This is a genomic window from Mesorhizobium humile, from assembly GCF_033977215.1.
In the GTDB taxonomy this organism is placed as follows: domain Bacteria; phylum Pseudomonadota; class Alphaproteobacteria; order Rhizobiales; family Rhizobiaceae; genus Mesorhizobium; species Mesorhizobium humile.
This window is the reverse complement of sequence record NZ_JAVIIV010000021.1, coordinates 16,140-41,908: the sequence shown is the minus strand read 5'-3', so window position 1 is coordinate 41,908 and position 25,769 is coordinate 16,140. Positions and strand designations below refer to the sequence as shown.

The window sequence follows — 25,769 nt, the reverse complement described above, 5'->3', positions numbered from 1 at the left end:
TGCCGCCGGCATTGGCACAGCCTATGGGCCAGCCATTTCCGTCGAATATGCCAGGGCTCTAAAGCAACAGGTGCGCGCCAAAACAAAAAGAGCCGGCGCTGCGCCGGCTCCTTTTCAGGATGTCTGTGGCGATCAGGCGGCGGCGGGCCTGCGTCCGGCCGCGGTGGCAAGTTCGCGGATGCCCGGCTCGATATGCTGCAGCGAGATCGAGGAGATGCCCAAGCGCATGAAACGAGAGGGCTTTTCGCTGCGGTCGAAGAACCGGTCGCCTGGCTCGATGATGACGCTGCGCGAAGCGGCGGCTTCCGCAAGTCCGCGTGAATCGGTGCCGCGCGGCCCCTCCAGCCAGAGCGATGTGCCGCCCGCCGAGTCGGTCGAGCGCCATTCTGGCAGGAAAGCGGAAATCGCATGGACCAGACGCTTGCGCCGTTCGTCGAAGGCGGTGGAAAGCCTGCGCACCAGCGCCTCGTGATGGCCGAGCGACAGGAACAGCGCGACGGCGCGCTGGTTGTTTGCCGGCGGGTGCCTGAGCATGAAGCGGCGCAGCGCGCGAAGCTCGGCGATCAGCCCCGCCGAGGCGACGATGTAGCCGAGCCTGAGACCTGGAGCCAATGTCTTCGACATCGAGCCGACATAGATGACGCGGCCCGAGCGATCGAGGCTCTTCAGCGCCTGCTGCGGCGCCTCGTCGAGCAACTGGCTGTCATAACCGTCCTCGATGATGATCTGGTTGTTGCGGTTGGCGCGCGCCAGGAGATCCTGCCGCCGCTCCGCCGACAGCGGCACCATGGTGGGGCAATGGTGGCTGGGCGTGACGAAGACGAAGCCGGAATCGCTGGGAATAGAAGACGTTACGATGCCCGACTGGTCGACCGGGACCGGCTGAATATCGGCGCCGGCCAACCGGAAGATCGAGCGCGCGTCCGGGTAGCCTGGGTCTTCCATCGCCACCTTCGAGCCCTTGGTCATCAACAGCGTGGCCAGCATGTAGAGCGCGTTCTGCGCCCCCAGCGTCACGATGATCTCGTCCGGATTGGCGAAGATGCCGCGCCGCGGCAGAAGCCTGGCCTGGATCTGCTCGATCAGCAGCGGATCGTCGCGGTCGACCATGTCGGACGCCCAGTTGCGGATCTCGAGCACCGCCAGCGCCATGCGGTTGCACTCGCGCCATTCGGCGGTCGGAAACAGCGCCGGATCGAACTGGCCGTAGACGAACGGATAGGAGGACTTGATCCAGTTGTCGTGCTTGGCCGGCGGCGGCATGTCGCTTGCGGCGATCTGCCGGCGCGCCTTCCAGTCGATCTCGTTCTGCTGGTCGGGCGCCTTCTGATGCGGCTTGGCGGGGGTGGCCAGCACGTCCGGATTGACGAAATGGCCGCGCCGCTCGCGCGCCACCAGGAACCCCTGGTCGACCAACTGCTGAAAGGCCAGTACCACCGTGCCGCGGGCAACTCCAAGTTTTTCCGCGAGAATTCGGCACGACGGCAACGGCATCGAGGCGGCGATCTGTCGGTCGAGAATGGCCGCGACGATCGCCTGGCGGATCTGCGCCTGGAGGGTCTGGCCGGATTCAGCCGAAATCCGGAACAGGCCGGACCATATGGCCGTGTCATTGCGCTGTGGCATGGGAAATCTTCCTCGGATGGCCAGCTGTTTTCACTTGGCTGGACCAGTGGAGTGTATGGGTGGCATAAGGGGTTGCGCCAATCAATTTTTCTGATCGCTGGGATTTATGCCAGTGATCTATCAGGCGCGACGCACAGCGTCGTCGCCCCGCGTCAAAGCGCGATGCGAAGCATCGTCGCGGCACCGACCCAAGCGCGACGCACAGCGTCGTCGCCCCGCGTCAAAGCGCGATGCGAAGCATCGTCGCGGCACCATAAAGGCGCGATGCGCAGCATCGTCGCCACCGGCGCACGGTACCCCTTCACCGTCCAACACCACCCTCATCAAAGCGTGATGCAGTGCGGCAATCCCACGCTTGAACGAAATGGAAATCGGCTCGATAGAATGACGCGCCGACACGCGCCGGAAACATCCGGCCTGTTAAAATGGTTTAAAAACCCGCCAGGAGCCCGCCAGTGGACCAGTCATCCTTCGACAAGCAACTTGCTGCCTTGCGCGATCAGCGCGCGGCGGCCAAGGGCTCGATGCGCGAGGCCTTCGCCGCCGATCCCAAGCGCTTCGAGACATTTTCCGCCACCGATGGAGACCTTCTGCTCGACTGGTCGAAATGCGCGGTCGACGCGAACACGATGACGATGCTGGAAAAGCTCGCGGGCGCGGCCGATCTCGCGGGACGCCGCGCGGCGATGTTCGAAGGCAAGAAGATCAACATCACCGAGAACCGTGCCGTGCTGCACACCGCGCTGCGCAACCTGACCGGCAAGAGCGTGATCGTCGACGGCCAGGACACCAAGGCCGACGTGATTGCCGTGCTCGACGCCATGGGCGCCTTCGCCGACGCCATCCGCTCGGGCAAGGCGGCCGGCGCCACCGGCAAGAAGATCACCGACATCGTCAACATCGGCATCGGCGGCTCGGACCTCGGCCCGGCGATGGTGACGCTGGCGCTCGCGCCCTATCACGACGGGCCGCGCGCGCACTATGTCTCCAATGTCGACGGCGCCCATATCCATGACACGCTGAAGGGCCTCTCCCCGGAAACGACCTTGTTCATCATCGCCTCCAAGACCTTCACCACGGTCGAGACGATGACGAATGCCGAGACGGCGCGCGATTGGGTGCAGAAGGCGCTGGGCAAGGAAGCGGTCGGCAAGCATTTCGCCGCCGTCTCGACCGCGCTCGACCTCGTGGCCAAATTCGGCATCGAAGAAGACCGCGTCTTCGGCTTCTGGGATTGGGTCGGCGGCCGCTACTCGGTCTGGAGCGCCATCGGCCTGCCGGTGATGATTTCCGTCGGCCCGCGCAACTTCCGCGCTTTCCTCGACGGCGCGCATGAGATGGACGAGCATTTCCGTACCGCGCCGATGCAGAAGAACCTGCCGGTGCTGCTCGGGCTGATCGGTTGGTGGCATCGCGTCGTCTGCAAATATCCGGCCCGTGCCGTCATCCCTTACGACCAGCGCCTGTCGCGTCTGCCGGCCTATCTGCAGCAGCTCGACATGGAATCGAACGGCAAGAGCGTCACGCTGGACGGCACCGCGGTTGCCACGCCGACCGGGCCGCTGGTCTGGGGCGAGCCCGGCACCAACGGCCAGCATGCCTTCTTCCAACTCCTGCACCAGGGCACCGACTTCATCCCGGTCGAATTCCTCGCCGCCGCTGTCGGTCACGAGCCCGAATTGAAACACCAGCACGACCTTCTGCTCGCCAACTGCCTGGCGCAGTCGGAGGCCTTCATGAAGGGGCGCACGTTGGAAGAGGCGCGCGCGCAGATGCTGGCCAAGGGAATGAAGCCGGCCGACGTCGACCGCATCGCGCCGCACCGCGTCTTCTCGGGCAATCGCCCGTCGCTCACCATCCTCTACCGCAAGCTCGATCCGCGTACATTGGGTCGGCTTATCGCGCTTTATGAACATCGCGTCTTCGTCGAGGGCACGCTGTTCAACATCAATTCCTTCGACCAGTGGGGGGTCGAACTCGGCAAGGAATTGGCGACGGGCCTGCTGCCTGTCGTTGAGGGCAAGGAGACTGCCGCAAAACGCGACGCCTCGACTGCCGGTCTGGTGGGACACATCCACCACTTGCGCGGTTCGGAGTAAAAGGATTGGCAGACATCAAGGGAATTCTCTTCGACAAGGACGGCACGCTTGTCGACTTCAACACAACCTGGCTCGGCGTCGCCGACTTCATGGCGATGGATGCCGCCGAGGGCGACCGCTGGAAAGCGGATCGGCTGCTGGCCGCCGCCGGCTTCGACTTCGTCACGAAACGCTTCAAGCCCGATTCGATCTTCGCCTCCGGCTCGAACATGGACGTCGTCGAGCTCTGGTTCCCGCGTCTGTCCGACGAGGACCAGATGCACGCCGTTGCCCGCTTCAATGAGATTACCTCGGTGCAAGGGTCGGCCATGGCGGTCGCGCTGCCGGGCGTCATCGACTCGTTGCGGACATTGCACAAACGATCCTATCGCATGGGCGTCGCCACCAACGATTCGACCAGCGGCGCCGAACGGACGCTCGCCACGCTGGGCATCGCGCAGCTCTTCGACGCCGCCTTCGGCTATGACGCCGTCGCCAACTCCAAGCCGGCGCCCGACACGGTGGTCGCCTTCTGCGACCTGACCGGGTTGAAGCCCGGCGAGATCGCCATGGTCGGCGACAACCGCCATGATCTGGAAATGGCACGCGCCGGCGGCTGCGGCCTGGCGGTGGGCGTGCTCTCCGGCACCGGCACGCGCGACTCGCTGGCGCCGATGGCGGACATCGTTCTGGATTCGGTCGCCGACCTGCCGGATTTTCTGGCCGCGCGGGTGAACGTTCCGGCGGGCTAGAGCGGTTTGCCGTTTCACGGAAACGGCAAACCGCTCTATCTCCTTGTTTTTACGCAATTCCGGACGGAAAACCGTTCACACTTTTCCTGGAATTGCTCTAACCGGATTTCGCAACAAAAGCGAACACGGCGCTTGGCCTGGGCTCGCTGCCGCCGTTTCCGCCGACATCCGGCACCTGGTATTCGCCGAGCAGGCAAAGCCGTGGCCTGGGCAGCCAGGCGCGGCCGGGATCGCCGACCAGCACGTCGATGCCGGCGGCGAGGCAGCGGTCGAGGAACGGCATCATCCGCTGCCCGACGTCCTGCGCGTAGAAGACGTCGCCCGCCAGCACCACGTCGACCGCCGGCGGTGGACCGGCGGTAATGTCCTTGTCGACGATCTCGATGGCGACACCATTGGCTTTTGCGTTGAGGCGGAGCGCCGCCACCCCGTTGCGGTCGATCTCCGCCGCGATCACCGCGCGCGCTCCGGCTTTTGCCGCCGCGATGCCGACCAGCCCCGAGCCGGCGCCGAGGTCGAGCACGCGCTTACCGGCGACGATCGACGGACGGTCGAGGATATAGCGGGCCAGCACCGCGCCGCCCGCCCAGGCATAGGCCCAGTAGGGCGGCTGCGACTCGGCCTCGTCCACACCGTTGTCGTCGTCCGGTTCGAGCAGCTGCCGCAGGCCGCTGCCGGGATGCGCCTGATAGAGCCGGACCTCCGGCAGCGACGGCACCGGCGCCAGCCGCATGTTCGCCTTGATGAATTCCGTCGGATCGAGCCGCTTGCCTCGCTCCGGTGTCTCGCCGGCGGAATCGCTCAAGCCTGGTCCCGCAGCGCCCGCCGCAGAATCTTGCCGACCGGCGTCTTCGGCAGCTCGGTGCGGAATTCGATGAACTTCGGCCGCTTGTAGCCGGTCAGGTTCTCGCGGCAATAGGCCATCAGCGCCTCGATGGTCAGCGCCGGATCCTTCTTCACCACGAACAATTTAGGCACTTCGCCGGAGTGCTCGTCCGGCACGCCGATCGCCGCCACTTCGAGCACGCCCGGATGATGCGCCACCACCTCCTCCAGCTCGTTGGGATAGACGTTGAAGCCGGAGACCAGGATCATGTCCTTCTTGCGGTCGACGATCTTGGTGTAGCCGCGCTCGTCCATGAAGCCCATGTCGCCGGATTTGAAGAAGCCGTCCTCGGTCATCGCCTTGGCGGTCTCGTCGGGCCGGTTCCAGTAGCCGGCCATCACCTGCGGACCGCGGATGCAGATCTCGCCCACTTCGCCTAGCGGCACGTTGTTGCCGTCGTCGTCGCGGATGGCGATTTCGGTCGAAGGCAGCGGCAGTCCGATCGTACCGGTGAAGTCGCTGGAGCTGAACTTGTTGGCGGTCGCCACAGGCGAGGTTTCGGAGAGCCCGTATCCTTCGCTCACCGGACAGCCGGTCAGCGCCTTCCAGCGTTCGGCGACGCCCTTCTGCACCGCCATGCCGCCGCCCAGCGTCAGGATCAGCGGCTTGAAGTCCAGCTTGCGGAACTCCTCATTGTTGAGCAGCGCGTTGAACAGCGTGTTGAGGCCTGGGAAGATGTGCATCGGGTATTTCGCCAGTTCCTTGACGAAGCCCGGAATGTCGCGCGGGTTGGGGATCAGAACGTTCTGCGCGCCCTGCTGCATGCCCATCAGCGCGTTCACCGTCAGCGCGAAGATGTGATAGAGCGGCAGCGCGCAGATGAAGTTGAGATGCGCCGGCTTCGGCTTGACCGTGTAGGCGTCCTCCACCCACAGCGAATTCTGCGCGACGTTCGAAAGCACGTTGCGATGCAGCAGCACGGCACCTTTCGAGACGCCGGTGGTGCCGCCCGTATATTGCAGGAAGGCGATGTCGTCGCCGGAGACCGTGGGCGGCTTGAAGGCGATGGTCGCGCCGGTCTTGAGCACGGCGTTGAACTTGACATGGCCGGGCAGCGACCACGCCGGAACCATCTTCTTCACCCGCCGCACGACGATGTTGACGATGGCGCCCTTGAGGCCGCCCAGCATGTCGCCCATCGCGGCGACGATGACATGCTTGACCGGCGTCCTGGCGATCACCGCCTGCAGCGTGCCGGCGAAGTTTTCGAGGATGACGATCGCCTGCGCGCCGGAATCCTTCAGCTGATGTTCCAGTTCGCGCGGTGTGTAGAGCGGATTGACGTTCACCACGATATAGCCGGCGCGCAGTATGGCCATCATTGCCACCGGATACTGCAGCACGTTCGGCATCATCAGCGCCACGCGCGCGCCCTTCTCCAGGCCTCTCGCCTGCAGATAGGCGCCGAACGCGGCCGATAGCCGCTCGAGCTCGGCATAGGTGATCGACTTGCCCATGCACACGAAGGCCGGCTGCCCGCCGAATTGCTTGCAGGCGCCGACCAGGAACTCGCCGATGGACTTGTAGGGCAGGGCGCCGATCTCGGCCGGCATGTTCTTCGGATAGCTTTTCAGCCACGGCTTTTCCGGCAGGCCGACAGTGAGCGCGGTGATCGCCTTCGGCAGGCTCTTCGAGACAGGCCTGGCGGCGCTCGGCTGGGCAGCCTCCGCTTTTGCGGTTGCCGGTTTGCCCACTTTCGTGGCTACGGCCTTGGTCTTTGTCGCCGCGGGCTTGGCGGCGGCCGGCTTTGCCGCCGCCTTTGCCTTGGGCGTTGCTTTGGCCTTGGCAGCCTTGGGCGCTTCGCTTTCGGCGGCGGCCTTGGCCTTTGCTTTCGCCGCGGCTGTCGTCTTGGCTGCTTTTGCCACCTGTCTCTCCCTGTCGCCTTCTATCCGGGCGCGCGCTTCAAGGAAGCGTCCTCCACGCCGGTTGCGGATTTTCCGGGAAATCCCGCCCATCGTCTATGTATTGCCTCTATCGGCGAGCGTGCAAGCCTTGCCCCAGCGGCAAGGGCGGGGAAAGATTTGCGGTCAAAATCCTATGCCTCGGCGGCCTCATATATCGTGCCCGGGCAGCAGGCAGACCTCAGGCAGTCAGGCCCCCTGAGCCCATTTCTCAAGGCGAGCAATCAATAAAAAAATGCCGTCGTTAATAATGTCGTGAGCAGAAAAAACTACTCACCTTTTCTACTTTTTGAGCAAAAACTAGATTCTTTTCCTGCTTCCCATGGGGTACGCAAACGGGGTGTTCCAAAGGCGAAGAAACGGTGCTTATATGCGCCCTTCGCGAGCCTGATAGAGGGGCTTGAGAGAACATCAGGGAGTGCTCAATGAAAAAGACAATGACTTTTGCAGCCGCGTTGCTGGCTGCAAGCGTCCTCAGCGGCATGGCCAGTGCTAAGACGCTCGTTTATTGCTCGGAAGCGTCGCCGGCCAATTTCGATCCGGGTACGACGACTGGCGGCAACGACTTCGACGCCTCGTCGCGCACGGTCTATTCGCGACTGGTCGAGTTCAAGCACGGCGGCACCGAGGTCGAGCCGGGTCTTGCCGACAAGTGGGAAATCTCCGACGACGGCCTGGTCTATACTTTCCATCTGCATCCGGGTGTGAAGTTCCAGACCACCGATTATTTCAAGCCGACGCGCGACCTCAACGCCGACGACGTCGTCTTCTCCTTCGATCGCCAGTTCAACAAGGAAAATCCCTGGAACGGCGACAAGTATCTGCCGAACCTGACCTGGGACTATTACACGGGCATGGACATGCCGAAATACGTCGCCAAGTGGGAGAAGGTCGATGACCTCACCGTCAAGCTGACGCTGACCGAGCCGAACGCGCCGATGCTGGCAAACCTCGGTATGGACTTCGCCTCGATCGTGTCGAAGGAATATGCCGACCAGCTCCAGAAGGACGGCAAGATGGCCGACTTCTCGACCAAGCCGATCGGCACCGGCCCGTTCCAGTTCGTCGACTATCAGCTGGATTCGGTCATCCGCTACGCGGCCAATCCGGACTACTTCAAGGGCAAGGAAAAGATCGACGACCTGGTCTTCGCCATCACGCCTGACGCGACCGCCCGCATCCAGAAGGTGCTGGCCGGCGAATGCGATATCGCGCCGTATCCGAACCCGGCCGACATCGCCACCATCAAGGCCAACAAGGACGTGACCCTGATGGATCAGGCCGGCCTGAACATCGGCTATATGAGCTACAACACCACGATCCCACCGCTCGACAAACCGGAAGTGCGCCATGCGCTCAACCAGGCGATCGACCGGCAAGCGCTGATCAAGTCGCTGTTCCAGGATGCCGGCGCCACGCCTGCCGAAAACCTGATCCCGCCGACCATGTGGTCGTGGAACAAGGACGTGAAGGCCGACGCCTACAATCCGGACGCGGCCAAGAAGGTGCTGGCCGATGCCGGGCTGAAGGACATCCAGCTCTGGGCTTCCGACCGCGTTCGTCCGTACAACCCGAACTTCCAGCGTGCGGCGGAGCTGATCCAGGCCGATTGGGCCAAGGTCGGCGTCAAGGCAGAGATCGTCAACTACGAGTGGACCAAGTATCGCTCGGAAGGCAAGAAGAAGGACCGTCCCGGCGCCTTCCAGATCGGCTGGACCGGTGACAATGGCGATCCGGACAACTTCTTCGCCACTCTCTTCGCCTGCTCTGCCATCGGCGTCTCGAACTACTCAAGCTGGTGCGACAAGGACTTCGAGGACCTGATCCAGAAAGCCAAGAAGACGAGCGACCAGGCCGAGCGCACCAAGCTCTATGAACAGGCCCAGGTGATCTTCGCCAAGGAAGCGCCCGCCTTCCTGCTGGCCCACAGCCAGGTTTACGCGGTCGTTCGCAATAATGTCAGCGGCTTCAAGATGGACCCGCTCGGCATTCATCGCTTCGACGGCGTTGACAAGGCCGAATAATATTGCGAACGGGGCGGCGCAATTCCAGCGCCGCCCCATTCCATTTGACGATGCTCAGATATCTTCTCAACAAAATCGCCCTCCTGATCCCGACTTTGGTCGGCATCACCATCTGCGCCTTCGCGTTCGTGCGGCTGCTGCCCGGCGATCCGATCCTCGCCATGGCCGGCGAGCATGGCGTTGCCCCCGCCCGCTATGAAGAACTCAAGCAGCAGTTCGGTTTCAATCTGCCGATCTGGGAGCAGTACGCGCGTTATGTCAGTGAGGTCGCTACCGGCGATTTCGGCGTCTCGATTTCGTCCAAGCGCCCGGTTCTCGAGGAGTTCAAGACGCTCTTCCCGGCGACGCTGGAACTGTCCTTCTTCGCCATGATTTTCGCCATGGCGCTCGGCATTCCGGCCGGCATCTTTGCGGCGATCAAGCGTGGCTCGTGGTTCGACCAGTCGCTGATGGGCACGGCGCTCGTCGGCTACTCCATGCCGATCTTCTGGTGGGGCCTGCTGCTCATCATCTTTTTCTCCGGCTATCTCGGCTGGACACCGGTCAACGGCCGCATCGACCTGCAGTACTTCTTCAAGCCGATCACCGGCTTCATGACTATCGACACCTTGCTCTACGGCAAATGGGATGCGTTTCGCTCGGTATTGCGCCACCTGGTGCTGCCGACAATTGTGCTCGGCACAATTCCGCTGGCTGTGATAGCGCGCCAGACACGCTCCGCCATGCTCGAGGTGCTGGGCGAGGATTACGTGCGGACTGCCCGCGCCAAAGGCCTTTCGTCGGCCCGAGTCATCGGCGTGCATGCCCTGCGCAATGCGCTGATTCCGGTGGTCACCACCATCGGCCTGCAGGTTAGCACGTTGCTCGCCGGCGCCATCCTTACCGAAACGATCTTCTCCTGGCCGGGCATCGGCAGGTGGATGGTGGAATCCATATCCAAGCGCGACTATGTCGTCGTGCAGTCCGGCTTGCTCCTGATCGCTCTCATCGTCATGGCGGTGAACCTGATCGTCGATGTGCTCTACGCCGTCATCAACCCACGCATCAGGGCGGCATAAATGAGCCAGACCGAAATCGCCCCTATGGCCGCCGGCAACCCGGACCGTCTCACCGGCCTGAAGACCTTCTGGCATTACTTCTCGGTCAACCGCGGTGCGGTGATCGGCCTGTTCGTCTTCATCCTGCTGGTGCTGGCGGCGCTATTCGCGCCGCTGCTCGCGCCCTATGCGCCCGATGTGCAGGACAAGACGGCGTTCCTGCGGCCCCCCGCCTGGCAGGACGGCGGCTCGGCGCAGTATCTGCTCGGCACCGACCCAGTCGGCCGCGACATTCTCTCGCGCCTGCTCTACGGCGCGCGCTTCTCGCTGCTCATCGGCGCCGTCGTCGTTACGCTGGCGCTCACCGGCGGCATCACGCTCGGCCTGCTCGCCGGCTATTTCCGCGGCTGGGTCGACGTCGCGATCATGCGCGTCATGGACCTGATCCTGGCCTTCCCGTCGCTGCTTCTGGCGCTGGTGCTGGTCACCATCCTCGGCCCCGGCCTGTTCAATGCGATGCTGGCCATCGCGCTTGTCTTGCAGCCGCATTTCGCGCGGTTGGTGCGCGCCGCTGTCATGGCCGAGAAAAGCCGCGAATATGTCGTGGCGGCGAAGGTCGCGGGAGCCGGTCATACCCGGTTGATGCTGCGTACCATCCTGCCCAACTGCCTGGCACCGCTGATCGTCCAGGGCACGCTGTCCTTCTCCAACGCCATCCTCGAAGCCGCCGCTCTCGGCTTCCTGGGTCTGGGCGCGCAGCCGCCGACGCCGGAATGGGGCACCATGCTTGCCACGGCGCGCGAGTTCATCCTGCGCGCCTGGTGGGTGGTGACTTTCCCGGGTCTCGCCATCCTGATCACCGTGCTTGCCATCAACCTTGTCGGCGACGGCTTGCGCGATGCGCTCGATCCCAAGCTGAGGAGGTCGTGATGGCGCTGCTCGACATCCAGAACCTCGTCGTTGAGTTCCAGACCGCGTCCGGTCCCTTCCGTGCTGTCGACGGCGTCTCGCTCCATGTCGACGAGCGCGAGGTGCTCGCTATTGTCGGCGAATCCGGCTCCGGCAAATCGGTGTCGATGCTGGCCGTCATGGGCCTGCTGCCGTGGACAGCGAGCGTCACCGCCGACCGCATGACCTTCAATGGCCGCGACCTGCTGAAGATCAGCCCGGCCGATCGCCGCAAGATCATTGGCAAGGACGTCGCCATGATCTTCCAGGAGCCGGTCGCCAGCCTCAACCCCTGCTTCACCGTCGGCATGCAGATCGAGGAAGTGCTGCGCTTCCATATGGGCATGGACAAGGCCCAGCGCCGCGCCCGCGCCATCGAGCTTTTCAAGCAGGTCGGCATTCCGGAACCCGCCGATCGGCTCAATTCCTTCCCGCACCAGATGTCGGGCGGCCAGTGCCAGCGCGTCATGATCGCCATGGCGATCGCCTGCAATCCGAAGCTGTTGATCGCCGACGAGCCGACCACCGCGCTCGACGTCACCATCCAGAAGCAGATCCTCGATCTGCTGGTCTCGCTGCAGGCCAAATACGGCATGGGCCTGATCATGATCACCCACAATATGGGCGTGGTGGCCGAAACCGCCGACCGCGTCATCGTCCAGTACAAGGGCCGCAAGATGGAAGAGGCCGACGTGCTGTCGCTCTTTGAATCGCCGAAGAGCAACTACACGCGCGCGCTGCTCTCGGCGCTGCCGGAGAACGCCGTCGGCGACCGGCTGCCGACCGTCTCCGACATGCTGTTCGAACCTGCGCCTTCAGGAGCCGGCACATGACCAAGGTCGTCGAAGGCAGGGACATCAAGCGCGACTACCATGTCGGCGGCGGCCTGTTCCGCGGCGCGCGCACCGTGCATGCGGTGAAGGGCGTTTCCTTCAGTGTCGAGAAGGGCAAGACGCTTGCCATCGTCGGCGAGTCCGGCTGCGGCAAGTCCACGCTCGCCCGCATCATCACGCTGATCGATCCGGCCACCTCCGGCGAGCTCTTCATCGACGGCAACAAGGTCGACATCGCCAGGGACGGGCTCACCAAGGAAATGCGCCGCAAGGTGCAGATCGTCTTCCAGAACCCCTATGGGTCGCTTAACCCGCGCCAGAAGATCGGCGATGTGCTGGGCGAGCCGCTGCTCATCAACACCGACAAGCCGGCCGAAGAGCGCCGCGACCTGGCGATGAAGATGCTGAAGAAGGTCGGCCTCGGACCCGAGCACTACAACCGCTACCCGCATATGTTCTCGGGCGGCCAGCGCCAGCGCATCGCCATTGCCCGCGCGCTGATGCTGAACCCGAGCCTCCTTGTGCTGGACGAACCGGTTTCGGCGCTCGACCTGTCGGTGCAGGCGCAGGTGCTCAACCTGCTTGCCGACCTGCAGGACGAGTTCAAGCTGACCTACGTCTTCATCAGCCACGACCTCTCGGTGGTGCGCTACATCGCCGACGACGTGATGGTCATGTATTTCGGCGAAGCCGTCGAATACGGCCCGCGCGACGAGGTCTTCTCCGACCCCAAGCACGCCTACACCAAGACGCTCTTCGCCGCGACGCCGCGCGCCGACATCGCGAGCATCAAGGCAAGGCTGGCGAAGAAGAAGGCGGCTTGACGTCTGCTTCGTCCTCCTAGAGGGCGCTGGCCTAGGGGTCGTCATTCTAGGGCGGAGCGCTGCGAAGCAGCGCGCAGACCCATGCCGTTACCTCACTCGAAAGGCGCAGCGGTGCAGAATTCTGCACCGTGAGCGGCGCTCATACGTCACGGCATGGATCCTCGGGTCTGCGCCGCGTCGCTTCGCTCCTTGCTCCGCCCGTGGATGACGACATTGGAATGGTTGCGTCCCCTACCTCCCCCTCGTGGGGGGGGCCGGGTGGGGAAAGCGTCCAGCCTACGACAGCTTCGCAATAATCGCCCGCAGCGCTTCCCCAAACCGGCGCACTTCTTCCACCGTGTTGTAATGCACCAGCGAGGCGCGGATCGCGCCGCTGTCCATCGACAAATTGAGCCGCTTCATCAGCCTTGGCGCATACATATGGCCATCGCGGATGCCGATCTGCATGGCCGCCATCTCCTCGACGATGCGCTGCGGCGACAGCGTGCCGATGTTGAAGCAGAAGGTCGGCACGCGCTCGTGGATGCGCGCCTCGTCGGCGACGCCGTAGATCGTGGCGCCGCAATCCTTCAGCACCTTCATCATCTCGCGCGCCAGCATGAGCTCATAGTCACGGATGGCGTTCATGCCGGCTGCGATGTTGTCGCGGCGCGAGCGGTTGTTCTCAGGCAGGAAATTGCGGCCGATCGATTCCAGGTAGCGCACCGCCGCGTCCATGCCCGACACGTTCTCGTAGATGAAGGTGCCGGCCTCGACCTTGTAGGGCGGCTCGTCGGGAATGAAGTCCTCTCGGAAGGTCGGCAGCCGCTTCAGGGTGTCGAAGCGGCCCCAGAGAAAGCCCATATGCGGCGAGAAATTCTTGTAGCCGGAGCAGACGAGATAGTCGCACTGCCAGGCCTGCACGTCCATCAATCCGTGCGGTCCGTAATGCACGCAGTCGAGGAACACTTCGGCGCCGGCGGCATGGGCGATTTTCGCCACCGAGGCGACGTCGACGATCGAGCCGATCGAATGCGCCGTCACCGTGCAGGCGACGAGCCGCGTCCGCTCCGACACCAGCGGCTTGAGGTCGTCGACATTGAGATTGCCGTCCTCACGCATGCGCCACCATTTGAATTTGGCGCCGGCCGATTCCAGCGCCAGCCATGTGGCGATGTTGGCGTCGTGGTCCATGTCGGTGATGACGATCTCGTCGCGTTCCCCATCACCGTCTTTGGCAAGCATCTGGCCGATGCCGAGGCTGACCAGGCGGATGAACGAGGTGGCGTTCATGCCGAAGCAGATTTCGGAGGGGCTGTAGGCGTTGATGAGCAACGCAACGCTCTCCCGCGCCTCGGCGACCGACTGGTCGACGGTGACGCTGCGGCCATAGCGGCCGCCGCGCTGCACATTGTGCGACACGAGGTGGTTGGTCACCGCGTCGAGCACGCTTTGCGGGATCTGCGCGCCGGCGGCATTGTCCATGAAGATGAAGTCGCCGGCCTGCTTGAGCGCCGGAAACATGGAGCGGATTTTTTCGACGGGGAACGCGGCGGCGTTCGTGTTGTCGGTCTGGTGCTTGTTCACGGGTAAGCTCCTGCGAAGGACTTGGATGGGGACTTGGTTGGCGTCAGCGCGTCTTCTCTGTCTGGAAGCGGCGCTCGAGCAGGCTGACGAGGCGAACCATCGGCCAGAGGAAGATGAGATAGACCAGCGCGGCGCCGATCAGCGGCGAGGGGTTGGCGTAGAGCGACTGCGCATTGGTCGCTTCCTTCAAAAGTTCCGGCAGCGCCACGGTCGAGGCCAGCGAGGTATCCTTGAACATCGAGACGCAGTTGCTGGTCATCGGCGGTATGACGACGCGGATCGCCTGCGGCAGCACCACCTTGCGCAAGGTGAGCATGAACGGCAGGCCAAGCGCCTGCGCCGCCTCGAACTGGCCCTTCGGAATGCTCTCGATACCGGAGCGGAACACTTCGGCCGAATAGGCCGACATGATGATGGCGAAAGCGGTGACGGCCGAGGCCCATGACGACAAGCGGATGCCGAGGAAAGGCAGCGCGTAGTAGATCAGGATCAGCACCACCAGCACCGGAAGGGCGCGGAAGATATCTGTGTAGCCGATGGCGAGCCAGCGCAGCGGCCTCGGCCCGTAGAGCCGCAGCAGGCTGATCACCAGCCCGACCGCGATGCCGATGACGATGCTCATCACCCCGAGCAGCAGCGTGTTGAGGAAGCCGCGCAGCAGCGCCGGCAGGCTCGACGCAATGACGTCGGGATTGAAGAAGGTGTCGATCAGCGACATGGGAGCGTTCCCGAACCGTGTTGCGTCATGCGATGCCCTAACAGGGCCCGGACGATCGAGATCGGATTAGCCGAAAGCACGGTCGTTCCGGGGACCTCATGCGTCAAACAAGACGTGCCGGCCTTTGGAGCCGGCACGTCGCTCGTTTCGCCAATGGCCGCTCAGGCCTTGGGCAGCGGCATTTCCTTGACGGTCGAGGAATCGGCCGGCGCGTCGGTGCCGAACCACTTCTTGTGGATGGCGGCCAGCGTGCCGTCCTTCTTCATCGCCGTCAGCGCGTCGTTCAGCTTGCCGAGCAGCGGATGGTCCTTGCTCATCATCAGCCCGTACTGCTCGCCGGTCTTGATGCGCTGCTTGACGACGAGGTCCTTCATCTTCTGGAAGGAGTACTGCATGCCGGGAATGTCGCTGACGGCGGCGTCGACGCGGCCGGCGCTGAGGTCGAGCAAAAGGTTCTGCTGCGTGTCGTAGCCCTTCACGTCGCTATAGCCGTCGGCCGCCTGGTGGTTCTTGACCCAGGTCTCGCCGGTCGAGCCGGACAGCACGCCGACGATCTTGCCCTTGAGGTCGGCCTCGGTGTTGATCGCGCTGTCGGTCTTGGTGGCGATGCCCATGTCGGAATCATAGTAGGGCTGGGTGAACGACAGCGTTTTCAGGCGCTCCGGTGTGATGGTGATCGAGGAGATCGCGACATCGATGCGGTTGGAGCTGACAGCCGCAAACAGCGCCTGGAAGCCGAGATCGGCGATATCGGTGGTCATACCGATGCGCTTGGCCGCTTCGTTGATGATGTCGACCTCGAAGCCCTCGAAAGTGCCGCTCTCGTTCTTGTATTCGAAGGGCGGATTGGTCGGGTAGGCACCGACATTGAGCACATCGGCGGCATAAGCGGTGGCGGGGCCGGCGGCGATGCCGATGGCGGCGGCCAGAACAAGCAGGTTGCGACGCGTAAAGCTCATTTGGTTTCCCTCTGGGTGTTGATCGGGCGGGGCTGACCCCGCACGGTTTCTTGCCGTCCCGCCTCCCAGCGGGGCGTCAATTCATGGCGGCGACCATGCGGGTGAGCGCCGTTTCTATCTGGCCGCTGTCGCGACACACGCACATGCGCAGGAACGCTGCGGCCGAATTTCCAAACAGATGACCGGGCGCCAGCCCGACCCGCGCGGTTTCCAGGATCCTGGCGCAGACCTGCCGCGCATCGCTTTCGCCTTCCATGGCAAAGAAGGCATACATGCCACCGCGCGGTTTGGTCGGCAGGATGATGCCGGGGATTTGCGCCAGCCTGTCATAGGCAAGGTCGAGGCCGGTCCTGATCCGCTGCCTGATTTCCTCGACCAGCGGCTCGCCCTGGCGGATGGCAGCAACGGCGCCCGCCTGGATCGGTGCCGCTGTGCCGCTGTTGATATATTGCGTCATCGCGCCGAGCTGGTCGGCAACGCCCGATGGATGCGTCAGCCAGCCGATGCGCCACCCGGTCATCGCCCAGGCTTTGGAAAAACTGTTGACCGACAGCACCCGGTCGCCGTCCTCGGCGATCTGCAGGATCGAGGGCGCGACGTCACCGTCGAAATAGAGGCGGCCATAGACCTCGTCGGAGATAATCCAGATGCCGGTGCGCCGGCTGAAGTCGAGCAGCGCCTGCATCTCCGCGCGCGTCGCGGTCCAGCCGGTAGGGTTGGACGGCGTCGACAGGAAGATCGCGCGGGTGCGCGCATCGCAGCTTGCGAACAGCCGGTCGAGATCGAGTTGCCAGTCGCCCTTGAAGTCGAGCGAGAACGGACGCGGCTCACCGCCGATCAGGTGGATGGCGTTGTGGATGTTGGGCCATTGCGGCGCGACATAGACGACGTTGGTGCCGGTATCGACCAGAAGTTCCAGCGCCAGGTACAGCGCCTGCATGCCGCCCGGCGTCACCGTGGTGCGGGCGATCGGGATGGAGCGGCCATGGATGCGGGTCTGGTAGTCCGACAGCGCCTCGTTCAGAGGTCCGTACCCGCGCATGTTGGGCACGTAGAAGGTCAAGCCCTCGTCGAAAGCGGCCTTCGCCGCATCGCGGATGAAGGCCGGCGTCACCACGTCGCCTTCGCCGTACCAGAGCGCGATGACATCGCCGAGCTCACGTGCGCGGACCGCCAGGTTTGCGATGTTCTCCGTGTGCAGGTCGCGAATTTGCGCCCGCACGCCATCGAAAGCATAGCGCGCGCTGGACGACGACTGGGGCAACACGAACGACAAGGACTGAAACCCCTTCCACCAACGATGGACCGACCGGAAAAGCCCCTCCGCCACGGCGGTCGCATCAGCTTCGGATGCTATCCAAAGCGCTGCACTTTTCAAGGCAAAAGTTTTAAGCTTAAAAAGTTTCTTGGCCCGTTGCCTCGCCGATAGGCCCTTTGGCTAGTCTAGCTCTGCGCGCGCGGCGGTAGCGTTCGCCGCCGCGCCGGCGCCTAGAAACATCGTGTCGCTGGCCAGCATGAAGAAGCTCGCGCCCATGGCTGCCCATCGGCCGACATTCTGCGGGCTGGCGCAGAATATGCCGGCGGTCCGGCCCTGCGCGACGGTCGCGGCGATGATCGTCCTGATAGCCTGGGAGAGCTTCTCTGCGCCCGCCGGTCCGACGGCATCGATCGACACCGAGAGATCGCCTGGGCCGACGAAAATCAGGTCGACGCCGTCGACGGCTGCGATCGCCTCGATATTGGCCAGCCCCTCGGCGGTCTCGACCTGAATGGCAACGATAATCCGCTCATTCGCGGCGGCAAGATATTCGGGAATGCGATAGCCGTAGCCGGCGGCCCGGCCGGGGCCGACACCGCGCTCGCCGAGCGGCGGATAGCGCGAGGCTCTCACCGCCATCTCGGCCTGCGCGGCGGTCGAGACGCGAGGCACGAGCACGCCTTGCGCGCCACTGTCCAGCGCCGCCTGGATGGCTTCGGGCGCATGGCCGGGAACCCGCACCATGGCCGGCACGCGATGCACGTCGGCGGCGCGCACCATGGCCTCGATCATGTCGCGCGAGATCTGTGCGTGCTCCCAGTCGATGCAGAGGAAATCGAGGCCGGACGATGCCATCACTTCGACCGCGACCGGGTGGGGAATGGCGGCGAAGGACCCTATGAGGTTCGTCTTGCCGATGCATTTCTGGCGGAACTCGCTCATGTCCATCCCCTTTTCCTGTTGCCCAAATGCATATCCGCAAACGACGGTGACGCGAAGCTGTTTCAGGCTTGAAATATTTTTGCCCAAGCCTAGCGTGTGGGTCTTCCGCCGCGAGTTAGAGACATGATCAAAACGCATCCCCTGCACGGCCCGAACAGACTGAAGCTCGGCGTCTTTTCCACCAACGCCGATGGCGGGCTGGCCATCACCGATGTGCCGGAGCGCTGGACGGCAAGCTGGCAGGATAATCTGACGGCGGCGCAGATAGCCGACCGCGCGGGCCTCGAATTCATGCTGCCGATCGCCCGCTGGCGCGGCTTCGGCGGCCGCAACAAGGTGCGCGAATTCTCCTTCGAGACGTTCACATGGGCAGCCGCGCTTGCCGCCGCGACCGAGCAGATCGGCCTGTTCATGACAGTGCATGTGCCGTTGGTGCATCCGCTCTACGCCGCCAAGGCGCTGGCGACGGTCGACCATGTCAGCCAGGGCAGGGCGGGGCTCAACATCGTCTGCGGCTGGAACCCGAAGGAATTCGGCATGTTCGGCACGCCGCTGGTCGAGAAGGGTTATGACCAGGCCGCCGAGTGGATCGAGATACTCGAACGTCTCTATGCTTCAAGCGAGCCGCTCGACTATGAGGGCACTTATTTCCGGTTGAAGGAAGCTGTGAGCCGGCCGGCCAGCCTGCAGGTGCCGCGCCCGGTGACGATGAACGCCGCTTTCGGCGGTCCGGGCCGCGATTTCGCCGCCGCCCGATGCGACTACCTGTTCACGACCTTCTCCGAGATGAGCGATGCCGGCAAGCATGTCGCCGATATCGGCGAGCGCGCCGCCAAGGTCGGCCGCGACGTCGGGGTCTACACCGTGGCGCATGTCGTCTGCCGCCCGACCATGGAAGAAGCGCAGGCCTATTACACGCGCTACGCCGTCACGATGGCGGACCACGAAGCGGTCGATGCCCATATGGCCGGCAAGAAGGAATTCTCGCAGTCGCACGACCCCCATTCCTATGACCGCTACCGCCAGCGTTTTGCCGGCGGCGCCGGCACCTATCCGCTGATCGGCACGCCGCAGACGATTGCCGCCGACATGGCGGAAATTGCCGGACATGGCTACCAGGGCATCGCGCTGTCCTTCGTCAACTACACCCAGGAACTGCCCTATTTCTGCGACCACGTTCTGCCGCTGCTGAGGCAGGCGGGGCTTCGCCAGTAGCTACTCCGGTATCACCGCGGTCGCCTGGATCTCGATCTTGGCCCGGTCCTCGACCAGCGCCACCACCTGCATGGCGGCCATCGCCGGAAAATGCCGGCCGATCACGTCGCGATAAGCCTCGCCGATCCCCTTCAGATTGCCGACATACTCGGCCTTGTCGGTGAAGTACCAGGTCATCGAGGTGATGTGCCGCGGCTCGCCACCGGCTTCGGCCAGCACGGCGACGACGTTGGCCAGCGTCTGGCGCACCTGGCCGACGAAGTCGTCGGTCTCGAATTTGCATTCGGCATTCCAGCCGACCTGACCGCCGATGAAGACAAGCCGGCCACGCGCGGCCACGCCATTGGCGTAGCCGATCGGCTTGGCCCAGCCTTCGGGCTGCAGGATCGTGTGCATGTCTGGCCTCCCCCTATTTCAAATTTTCTTCGCAAGGCATCGCGTCATGCCCCGCCCATCACCTGCCTGGCGATAACCACCTTCTGCACGTCCGAGGCGCCCTCATAGATGCGCAGCGCCCGGATCTCGCGATAGAGGCTCTCGACGATGTGGCCTTTGCGCACGCCGTCGCCGCCATGCAGTTGCACCGCCTTGTCGATCACCTCCTGCGCCTTGTCGGTGGCGAACAGCTTGGCCATCGCCGCCTCGCGGGTCACCCGCGCGGCGCCCATGTCCTTGGTCCAGGCGGCGCGGTAGATGAGGAGCGCGGCGGCGTCGACATCGAGCGCCATATCGGCGATGTGGCCCTGCACCATCTGCAACTCGGCCATCGGCGCGCCGAACAGTTTTCGTTCGGACGCACGCTTCACGCTCTCGTCCAGCGCGCGCCGCGCGAAACCGAGTGCCGCCGCGCCCACCGTCGAGCGGAACACGTCGAGCACCGACATGGCGATGCGGAAACCATCGCCGGGCTTGCCGATCAGCGCGGAAGCCGGGATGCGGACGTTGTCGAAGGACAGTCGCGCCAGTGGGTGAGGGGCGACCACCTCCAGCCGTTCGGCGATGCCGAGACCCTTGGTGTCGGCGGGAACGATGAAAGCGGAAATCCCCTTGGCGCCGGGCGCCTCGCCGCTGCGGGCGAACACGACATAGAGATCCGCGATGCCGCCATTGGAGATCCAGGTCTTTTCGCCGGAAAGCACATAGTCGCCGCCGTCGCGCGTGGCCGTCATTTCCATGTTGGCGACGTCCGATCCCGAGCGTGGCTCGGAGAGGGCAAAGGCGGAAATCGCCCGGCCGGCCCGGGTCTTTTCCAGCCAGCGCTGCTGGTCCGGCGTGCCGAACAGCGTGATCGCCCCGGTGCCGAGCCCTTGCATGGCGAAGGCGAAATCGGCGAGCCCGTCATGGCGCGCCAGCGTCTCGCGCGTGATGCAGAGCGTGCGCACGTCGAGCGGTCCGGGAGCGACCGGGTCGAGCGCCGTCGGCTTCAGCCAGCCATCGCGGCCGAGTTTCGCCACGAGGTCGCGGCAGGCCGCATCGACATCGTGATGATCGACGGGGAGGTTTTTCGCGCACCAGGCGTCGAGGCGTTCGGCGAGGTCACGGTGGCGGTCCTCGAAGAAGGGCCAGTTGAGGAAGGAACGGTCAGGCATTTGTGCCTCCGCAGTTCTGCGAGGCTAGCGCTCTACGGCGCCCCCCTCTGTCCTGCCGGACATCTCCCCCTCTAGGGGGGAGATTGGCAGTTTCAGCGCTCCGCTCATTCTTGCGGCTTTGGCGATTGGCGAAAGCCGAGATGACAGCTGATCTCCCCCCTAGAGGGGGAGATGTCCGGCAGGACAGAGGGGGGCGCTGTCCCGCCAGCGTTGCCAGTAACGCACCCATCCTCAATTCCCCTCGAACACCGGCTTTTCCTTGGCCACGAACGCGTTATACGCTCGCTCGAAATCGCCGGTCTGCATGCAGATCGCCTGCGCCTGCGCTTCGGCCTCGATCGCCTGGTCGAGCCCCATCGACCATTCCTGGTTGAGCTGCGTCTTGGTGATGCCGTGGGCGAAGGTCGGGCCGGAAACGATGCGCGCCGCCATGTCGAGCGCATCGGGTTCGAGTGCCGCCGGCTCGACAAGGCGATTGTAAAACCCCCAGCGCTCGCCCTCGGCCCCGCTCATGGTGCGGCCGGTGTAGAGCAGCTCGGCGGCGCGGCCCTGGCCGATGATGCGCGGCAGGATCGCGCAGGCGCCCATGTCGCAGCCGGCGAGGCCGACGCGGGTGAACAGGAAAGCGGTCTTCGCCTCCGGCGTCGCGATGCGGATGTCGGAGGCCATGGCGATGATCGCGCCGGCGCCGACCGCCACGCCGTCGACCGCCGCAATGATCGGTTTGCCGCAATTCAGCATCGCCTTGACGAAGTCGCCGGTCATGCGCGTGAAGGCGAGCAGTTGCTTCATGTCCATCTTGACCAGTGGCCCGATGATGTCGTGAACATCGCCGCCCGAGCAGAAATTGCCGCCATTGGGCAGGAACACCACGGCGTCGACATCGTCGGCATAGACGAGGTCGCGAAAGGTATCGCGCAGCTCGGCATAGCTGTCGAAGGTCAGCGGGTTCTTGCGCTCGGGACGGTCGAGCCGGATTTTCGCGACCCGACCGTCGACCTGCCAGAGAAAGTGCTTGGGCTTGAGCTTTGCCATGGCGCTCATTCGCGTCCCTCCCAATTGCTGCGGAACGATTTCAGCATGCCGGCCAGCCGCCGTGCCTCGTCCTCGCTGACATTGCCGAGCAGCTCGCCGACCCAGCTCTCATGCGCGGCGGCGATCGCGGCGAAAGATTTCGTGCCTTCCTCGGTCAGCCGCACCATCGAGGTGCGCCGGTCGCCGTTGCGCCGCGACCGCGTCACCAGCCCTTCGGAAACCAGGCGGTCGACAATGCCGGTGACATTGCCGTTCGATACCAAGAGGAAGCGCGACAGGTCGCTCATCAGCATGCCTTCCGGCACGCGGTAGAGCGCCGCCATCACGTCGAAGCGCGGCAGCGTCGTGTCGAACTCCTTCTTCAGCCGCTCGCGCAGCTCGGCCTCGATGGTGCGCGAGGCGCGCAGCAGGCGTATCCACAGCCGCAGCCTGTCCTTGCCCGGTCCGATGGATGTCGGTCCCGCTACCATGTTTCACCTCCCGAGACCGAAATCGCCTGCCCGGTGATCGACCGCGCGGCGTCGCTGCACAGCCAAAGGACCGCCGCCGCGACTTCTTCCGGCTGGACGAAACGCCCTTGCGGGTTCGTCGTCGCAAGGCTCGCGCGCGCCTCGTCGGTGGAGCGCCCCGTCTTCTCGACGATGCGCTGGACGGATTCCTCCAGCATGTCGGTTTCGACGAAGCCCGGGCAGACGGCGTTGACGGTCGCGCCGGATTTGGCGGTCTCTGCGGCCAGCGCCCGCATCAACCCGACGACGCCATGCTTGGCAGCCACATAGGGCGCGACGTAGGCATAGCCTTTGAGGCCTGCGGTCGAAGCGACGAAAACGATCCGACCCGTCTTCCGCGCGAGCATGCCCGCCAGTGCCGGCTTCACCGTCAGGAAGGCGCCGGTGAGGTTGACGTCGAGCGTGCGCTGCCAGTCGGCCAGCGCGATCTTGTGCGCCGGCGCGCTGCCCGCCATGCCGGCATTGGCGACGACGATGTCGAACGGCCCGCGCGCGGCCTCCGCCTTCTGGTACAGGACCGCCATTTCGGCCTCGTTGGTGACGTCGGCGGCGAGTCCAAAGATGCGGTCATTCTGCTTCGCGACCTCGGCCAGCGCCGCCTCGCGCCGCCCGCAGATGGTGACGGCTACGCCTGCTTTCGCCAGCGCCAGCGCGATGGCCTTGCCGACGCCGGAACCGCCGCCGGTGACCAGCGCGTGCTTGCCGGCCATTTCGCGCGCGGCGCTCATACCTTGAGCCCCGCTGCGGCTTCGCGCTCGGCCAGCCGGTAGATCTGATCGCGCCCGGGCAGATAGGGATCGGGCCATTTGACACCGCGGTCGCCGAGCGTCACCGCCGCGTGCAGCGTCCAGTAGGGATCGGCCAGATGCGGCCTGGCCAGCGCCACCAGGTCGGCGCGCCCGGCCATCAGGATCGAGTTGGCGTGATCGGGCTCGTAGATGTTGCCGACCGCCATTGTCGCCATGCCGACCTCGTTGCGTATGCGGTCGGAAAACGGCGTCTGGAACATGCGGCCATAGACCGGCTTGGCCGCGATCGAGGTCTGTCCGGCCGAGACGTCGCAGAGATCGACGCCGGCCTCGCGCAGCAGTTTTGCGATCTCGACCGCGTCGGCCGGGGTGACGCCCTCGATCCCCACCCAGTCATTGGCCGAGATGCGCATCGAGATCGGCTTTTCCGCCGGCCACACCGCGCGCACTGCGTGGAAGATCTCCAGCGGATAGCGCATGCGGTTTTCCAGCGAGCCGCCATAGTCGTCCGTGCGGCGGTTGGTCAGCGGCGTGATGAAAGCCGACAGCAGATAGCCATGCGCGGCGTGGATCTCCAGCATGTCGAAGCCACAGCGCTCGGCCATCTGAGCCGAGGCGACAAACTGATCGCGGACCAGATCCATGTCGGCGCGGCCCATTGCCTTCGGTACCTGGTTCTTCGGCGACCATGGCACGGCCGAAGGTGCCATCACCGGCCAGTTGCCGGAGGGCAAAGGCACGTCGGTTCCTTCCCAGCCGACACGGGTCGAGCCCTTGGCGCCGGAATGGCCGATCTGGGCGCAGATCTTTGCCTCGGTCTCGGCGTGGACGAAATCGACCAGCCGCTTCCAGGCGACCTCATGTTCCGGTTTGTAGAAGCCCGGGCATCCAGGCGTGATGCGCCCTTCGGGGCTGACGCAGGTCATCTCGATATAGAGAAGCCCGGCACCACCCTTGGCGCGCTCGGCGTAGTGCGAAAAATGCCAGTCGGTCGGGCAGCCGTCGACGGCCTTGTACTGCGCCATCGGCGAAACGACGATGCGGTTGGCTAAAGTCATGTCGCGCAGCTTGAACGGCGCGAACATCGGCGCGCGGCGCAAGCTGTTGCCGCCGGCGCCGGCCTTGCGCTGGAACCATTCCTCGGCGCCCGCCAGCCATTCCGCGTCGCGCAGGCGAAGGTTCTCGTGGCTGATGCGCTGCGAGCGGGTGAGCAGCGAATAGTTGAACTGAACTGGATCGAGACCGAGATATCGTTCGACCTCCTCGAACCATTCGAGCGAATTGCGCGCCGCCGATTGCAGCTTGAGCACCTCGGTGCGCCGCGCATCCTCATATTTGCGGAAAGCCGCCTCGAGGTCGGGTTCGGACTCGACATAGTCGGCAAGCGCCACCGCGCTCTCCAGCGCGAGCTTGGTTCCGGAGCCGATCGAGAAATGCGCCGAAGCCGCCGCGTCGCCCATCAGCGCCAGGTTCTTGTACGACCAGCGCTCGCACAGCACGCGCGGGAAATTGATCCAGGCCGAACCTCTGATGTGGTTGGCGTTGGTCATCAGCGGATGGCCGCCGAGATGTTTTGCGAAGATGCGCTCGCAGACCGCGATCGATTCCTGCTGGGTCATCTGGCCGAAGCCGAAGGCGTTCCAGGTCTGCTCGCTGCATTCGACGATGAAGGTCGCGGTCTCGCTGTCGAACTGGTAGGCATGCGCCCACACCCAGCCATGCTCCGTCTTCTCGAAGATGAAGGTGAAGGCGTCGTCGAATTTCTGCGTCGTACCCAGCCACACGAACTTGCATTTGCGGGTGTCGATGTCCGGCTTGAAGACATCGGCGAAGGCCGCGCGCGACTTCGAGTTCAAGCCGTCGGCGGCAACCACCAGGTCATGCGTTTCCATGAACGGCCTGGGATCGGCGATATCGGTCTCGAACTTCAGGTTGATGTTGAGCTCGCGGGCGCGCCGCTGCAGCAGGATCAAGAGCCGCTTGCGGCCGATGCCGCAGAAGCCGTGGCCGGAAGACACGGTGCGCACGCCGTCATGGATGACGGCGATGTCGTCCCAATAGGCGAAATGCTTCTTGATCCAGACGGCGCTGACCGGGTCGTTTTTGGTCAGGTTTTCCAGCGTTTCCGCCGACAGCACCACGCCCCAGCCGAACGTGTCGTCCGGGCGGTTGCGCTCATAGACCGTCACCTCATGCGCGGCGTCGCGCAGCTTGAGCGAGATGGCAAAGTAGAGTCCGGCCGGCCCGCCGCCGAGAACCGCAACCTTCATGTCTTGCGATCTCCTCTAGAGCAATTCCAGGAAAAGTGCGTAGCGGTTTT

The 25,769-nt window shown here is 64.3% G+C and carries 22 protein-coding genes; 8 read left to right on the top strand and 14 right to left on the bottom strand.

The genetic code is table 11. The features are described from left to right. Positions 1–132 precede the first annotated feature (132 nt). Positions 133–1,626, bottom strand: coding sequence for a MocR-like pyridoxine biosynthesis transcription factor PdxR (pdxR, locus tag RFM52_RS25910; RefSeq protein ID WP_140647084.1), 1,494 nt, complete (start codon positions 1,624–1,626; stop codon positions 133–135). Between the two features lie 455 nt (positions 1,627–2,081). On the opposite strand from pdxR, the gene pgi reads away from it, so the two are divergent. Both pgi and RFM52_RS25900 read left to right on the top strand, forming a co-directional pair. Next, a complete protein-coding gene (gene pgi / locus RFM52_RS25905; protein WP_320294406.1) occupies positions 2,082–3,725 on the top strand; it encodes a glucose-6-phosphate isomerase in 1,644 nt (547 codons plus the stop codon). A 5-nt stretch (positions 3,726–3,730) separates the two neighbouring features. Next, positions 3,731–4,456, top strand: a complete 726-nt coding sequence (locus RFM52_RS25900; RefSeq protein WP_320294407.1) for an HAD family hydrolase — start codon at positions 3,731–3,733, stop codon at positions 4,454–4,456. A 97-nt stretch (positions 4,457–4,553) separates the two neighbouring features. Here the strand turns inward: RFM52_RS25900 and RFM52_RS25895 are convergent, their stop codons facing one another. After that, a complete protein-coding gene (locus RFM52_RS25895) occupies positions 4,554–5,189 on the bottom strand; it encodes a class I SAM-dependent methyltransferase (RefSeq protein WP_320294475.1) in 636 nt (211 codons plus the stop codon). Between the two features lie 68 nt (positions 5,190–5,257). Then, complete coding sequence (locus RFM52_RS25890) at positions 5,258–7,207, bottom strand: long-chain fatty acid--CoA ligase (RefSeq protein ID WP_320294408.1); 1,950 nt, start codon at positions 7,205–7,207, stop codon at positions 5,258–5,260. A 461-nt stretch (positions 7,208–7,668) separates the two neighbouring features. On the opposite strand from RFM52_RS25890, the gene RFM52_RS25885 reads away from it, so the two are divergent. Genes RFM52_RS25885 through RFM52_RS25865 form a run of 5 tightly spaced genes read left to right on the top strand, consistent with a single transcriptional unit; the run spans position 7,669 to position 12,909 of the window. Next, positions 7,669–9,267 carry an ABC transporter substrate-binding protein gene (locus RFM52_RS25885; RefSeq protein WP_320294409.1) on the top strand — a complete coding sequence of 533 codons (1,599 nt, stop codon included), beginning with the start codon at positions 7,669–7,671 and terminating at the stop codon, positions 9,265–9,267. 50 nt (positions 9,268–9,317) lie between these two features. Continuing rightward, complete coding sequence (locus RFM52_RS25880) at positions 9,318–10,325, top strand: ABC transporter permease subunit (protein ID WP_320294410.1); 1,008 nt, start codon at positions 9,318–9,320, stop codon at positions 10,323–10,325. Continuing rightward, a complete protein-coding gene (locus RFM52_RS25875; protein WP_430699227.1) occupies positions 10,326–11,234 on the top strand; it encodes an ABC transporter permease subunit in 909 nt (302 codons plus the stop codon). After that, positions 11,234–12,085, top strand: coding sequence for an ABC transporter ATP-binding protein (locus RFM52_RS25870; protein WP_320294411.1), 852 nt, complete (start codon positions 11,234–11,236; stop codon positions 12,083–12,085). Before RFM52_RS25875 ends, RFM52_RS25870 begins: the two co-directional genes overlap by 1 nt. Next, entirely contained in the window at positions 12,082–12,909 is an 828-nt protein-coding gene (locus RFM52_RS25865; protein ID WP_320294412.1) for a dipeptide ABC transporter ATP-binding protein, read from the top strand. Before RFM52_RS25870 ends, RFM52_RS25865 begins: the two co-directional genes overlap by 4 nt. 276 nt (positions 12,910–13,185) lie before the next feature. On the opposite strand, the gene RFM52_RS25860 is transcribed toward RFM52_RS25865, so the two are convergent. The 5 genes from RFM52_RS25860 to RFM52_RS25840 form a co-directional block, all read right to left on the bottom strand. After that, on the bottom strand, positions 13,186–14,475 hold the full coding sequence (locus RFM52_RS25860; RefSeq protein WP_320294413.1) for a cysteine desulfurase-like protein: 1,290 nt from the start codon (positions 14,473–14,475) through the stop codon (positions 13,186–13,188). Between the two features lie 43 nt (positions 14,476–14,518). Further along, positions 14,519–15,193 (bottom strand): amino acid ABC transporter permease, encoded by a 675-nt coding sequence (locus RFM52_RS25855; protein WP_320294414.1) that lies wholly within the window; start codon positions 15,191–15,193, stop codon positions 14,519–14,521. Positions 15,194–15,354: 161 nt separating this feature from the next. Beyond that, complete coding sequence (locus tag RFM52_RS25850; RefSeq protein WP_320294415.1) at positions 15,355–16,152, bottom strand: ABC transporter substrate-binding protein; 798 nt, start codon at positions 16,150–16,152, stop codon at positions 15,355–15,357. Positions 16,153–16,228: 76 nt separating this feature from the next. Further along, the gene (locus RFM52_RS25845; RefSeq protein WP_430699228.1) at positions 16,229–17,428 is read right to left on the bottom strand and encodes a pyridoxal phosphate-dependent aminotransferase; all 1,200 of its coding nucleotides are present in this window, start codon (positions 17,426–17,428) and stop codon (positions 16,229–16,231) included. A 162-nt stretch (positions 17,429–17,590) separates the two neighbouring features. After that, on the bottom strand, positions 17,591–18,352 hold the full coding sequence (locus RFM52_RS25840; protein ID WP_320294416.1) for an HpcH/HpaI aldolase family protein: 762 nt from the start codon (positions 18,350–18,352) through the stop codon (positions 17,591–17,593). A 123-nt stretch (positions 18,353–18,475) separates the two neighbouring features. Here RFM52_RS25840 and RFM52_RS25835 point away from each other — a divergent pair, with 123 nt between their 5' ends. Next, complete coding sequence (locus tag RFM52_RS25835; protein WP_320294417.1) at positions 18,476–19,567, top strand: LLM class flavin-dependent oxidoreductase; 1,092 nt, start codon at positions 18,476–18,478, stop codon at positions 19,565–19,567. On the opposite strand, the gene RFM52_RS25830 is transcribed toward RFM52_RS25835, so the two are convergent. The 6 genes from RFM52_RS25830 to RFM52_RS25805 form a co-directional block, all read right to left on the bottom strand. Beyond that, positions 19,568–19,963, bottom strand: coding sequence for a RidA family protein (locus RFM52_RS25830; RefSeq protein WP_320294418.1), 396 nt, complete (start codon positions 19,961–19,963; stop codon positions 19,568–19,570). It abuts the gene before it with no gap. Between the two features lie 44 nt (positions 19,964–20,007). Further along, a complete protein-coding gene (locus RFM52_RS25825; RefSeq protein ID WP_320294419.1) occupies positions 20,008–21,156 on the bottom strand; it encodes an acyl-CoA dehydrogenase family protein in 1,149 nt (382 codons plus the stop codon). Positions 21,157–21,387: 231 nt separating this feature from the next. Then, positions 21,388–22,200 carry an enoyl-CoA hydratase family protein gene (locus RFM52_RS25820; RefSeq protein WP_320294420.1) on the bottom strand — a complete coding sequence of 271 codons (813 nt, stop codon included), beginning with the start codon at positions 22,198–22,200 and terminating at the stop codon, positions 21,388–21,390. Continuing rightward, complete coding sequence (locus RFM52_RS25815; RefSeq protein ID WP_320294421.1) at positions 22,197–22,661, bottom strand: MarR family winged helix-turn-helix transcriptional regulator; 465 nt, start codon at positions 22,659–22,661, stop codon at positions 22,197–22,199. Before RFM52_RS25815 ends, RFM52_RS25820 begins: the two co-directional genes overlap by 4 nt. After that, positions 22,655–23,428, bottom strand: a complete 774-nt coding sequence (locus tag RFM52_RS25810) for an SDR family oxidoreductase (RefSeq protein WP_320294422.1) — start codon at positions 23,426–23,428, stop codon at positions 22,655–22,657. Before RFM52_RS25810 ends, RFM52_RS25815 begins: the two co-directional genes overlap by 7 nt. Then, positions 23,425–25,719 (bottom strand): bifunctional salicylyl-CoA 5-hydroxylase/oxidoreductase, encoded by a 2,295-nt coding sequence (locus RFM52_RS25805; RefSeq protein ID WP_320294423.1) that lies wholly within the window; start codon positions 25,717–25,719, stop codon positions 23,425–23,427. Before RFM52_RS25805 ends, RFM52_RS25810 begins: the two co-directional genes overlap by 4 nt. Positions 25,720–25,769 lie beyond the last annotated feature (50 nt).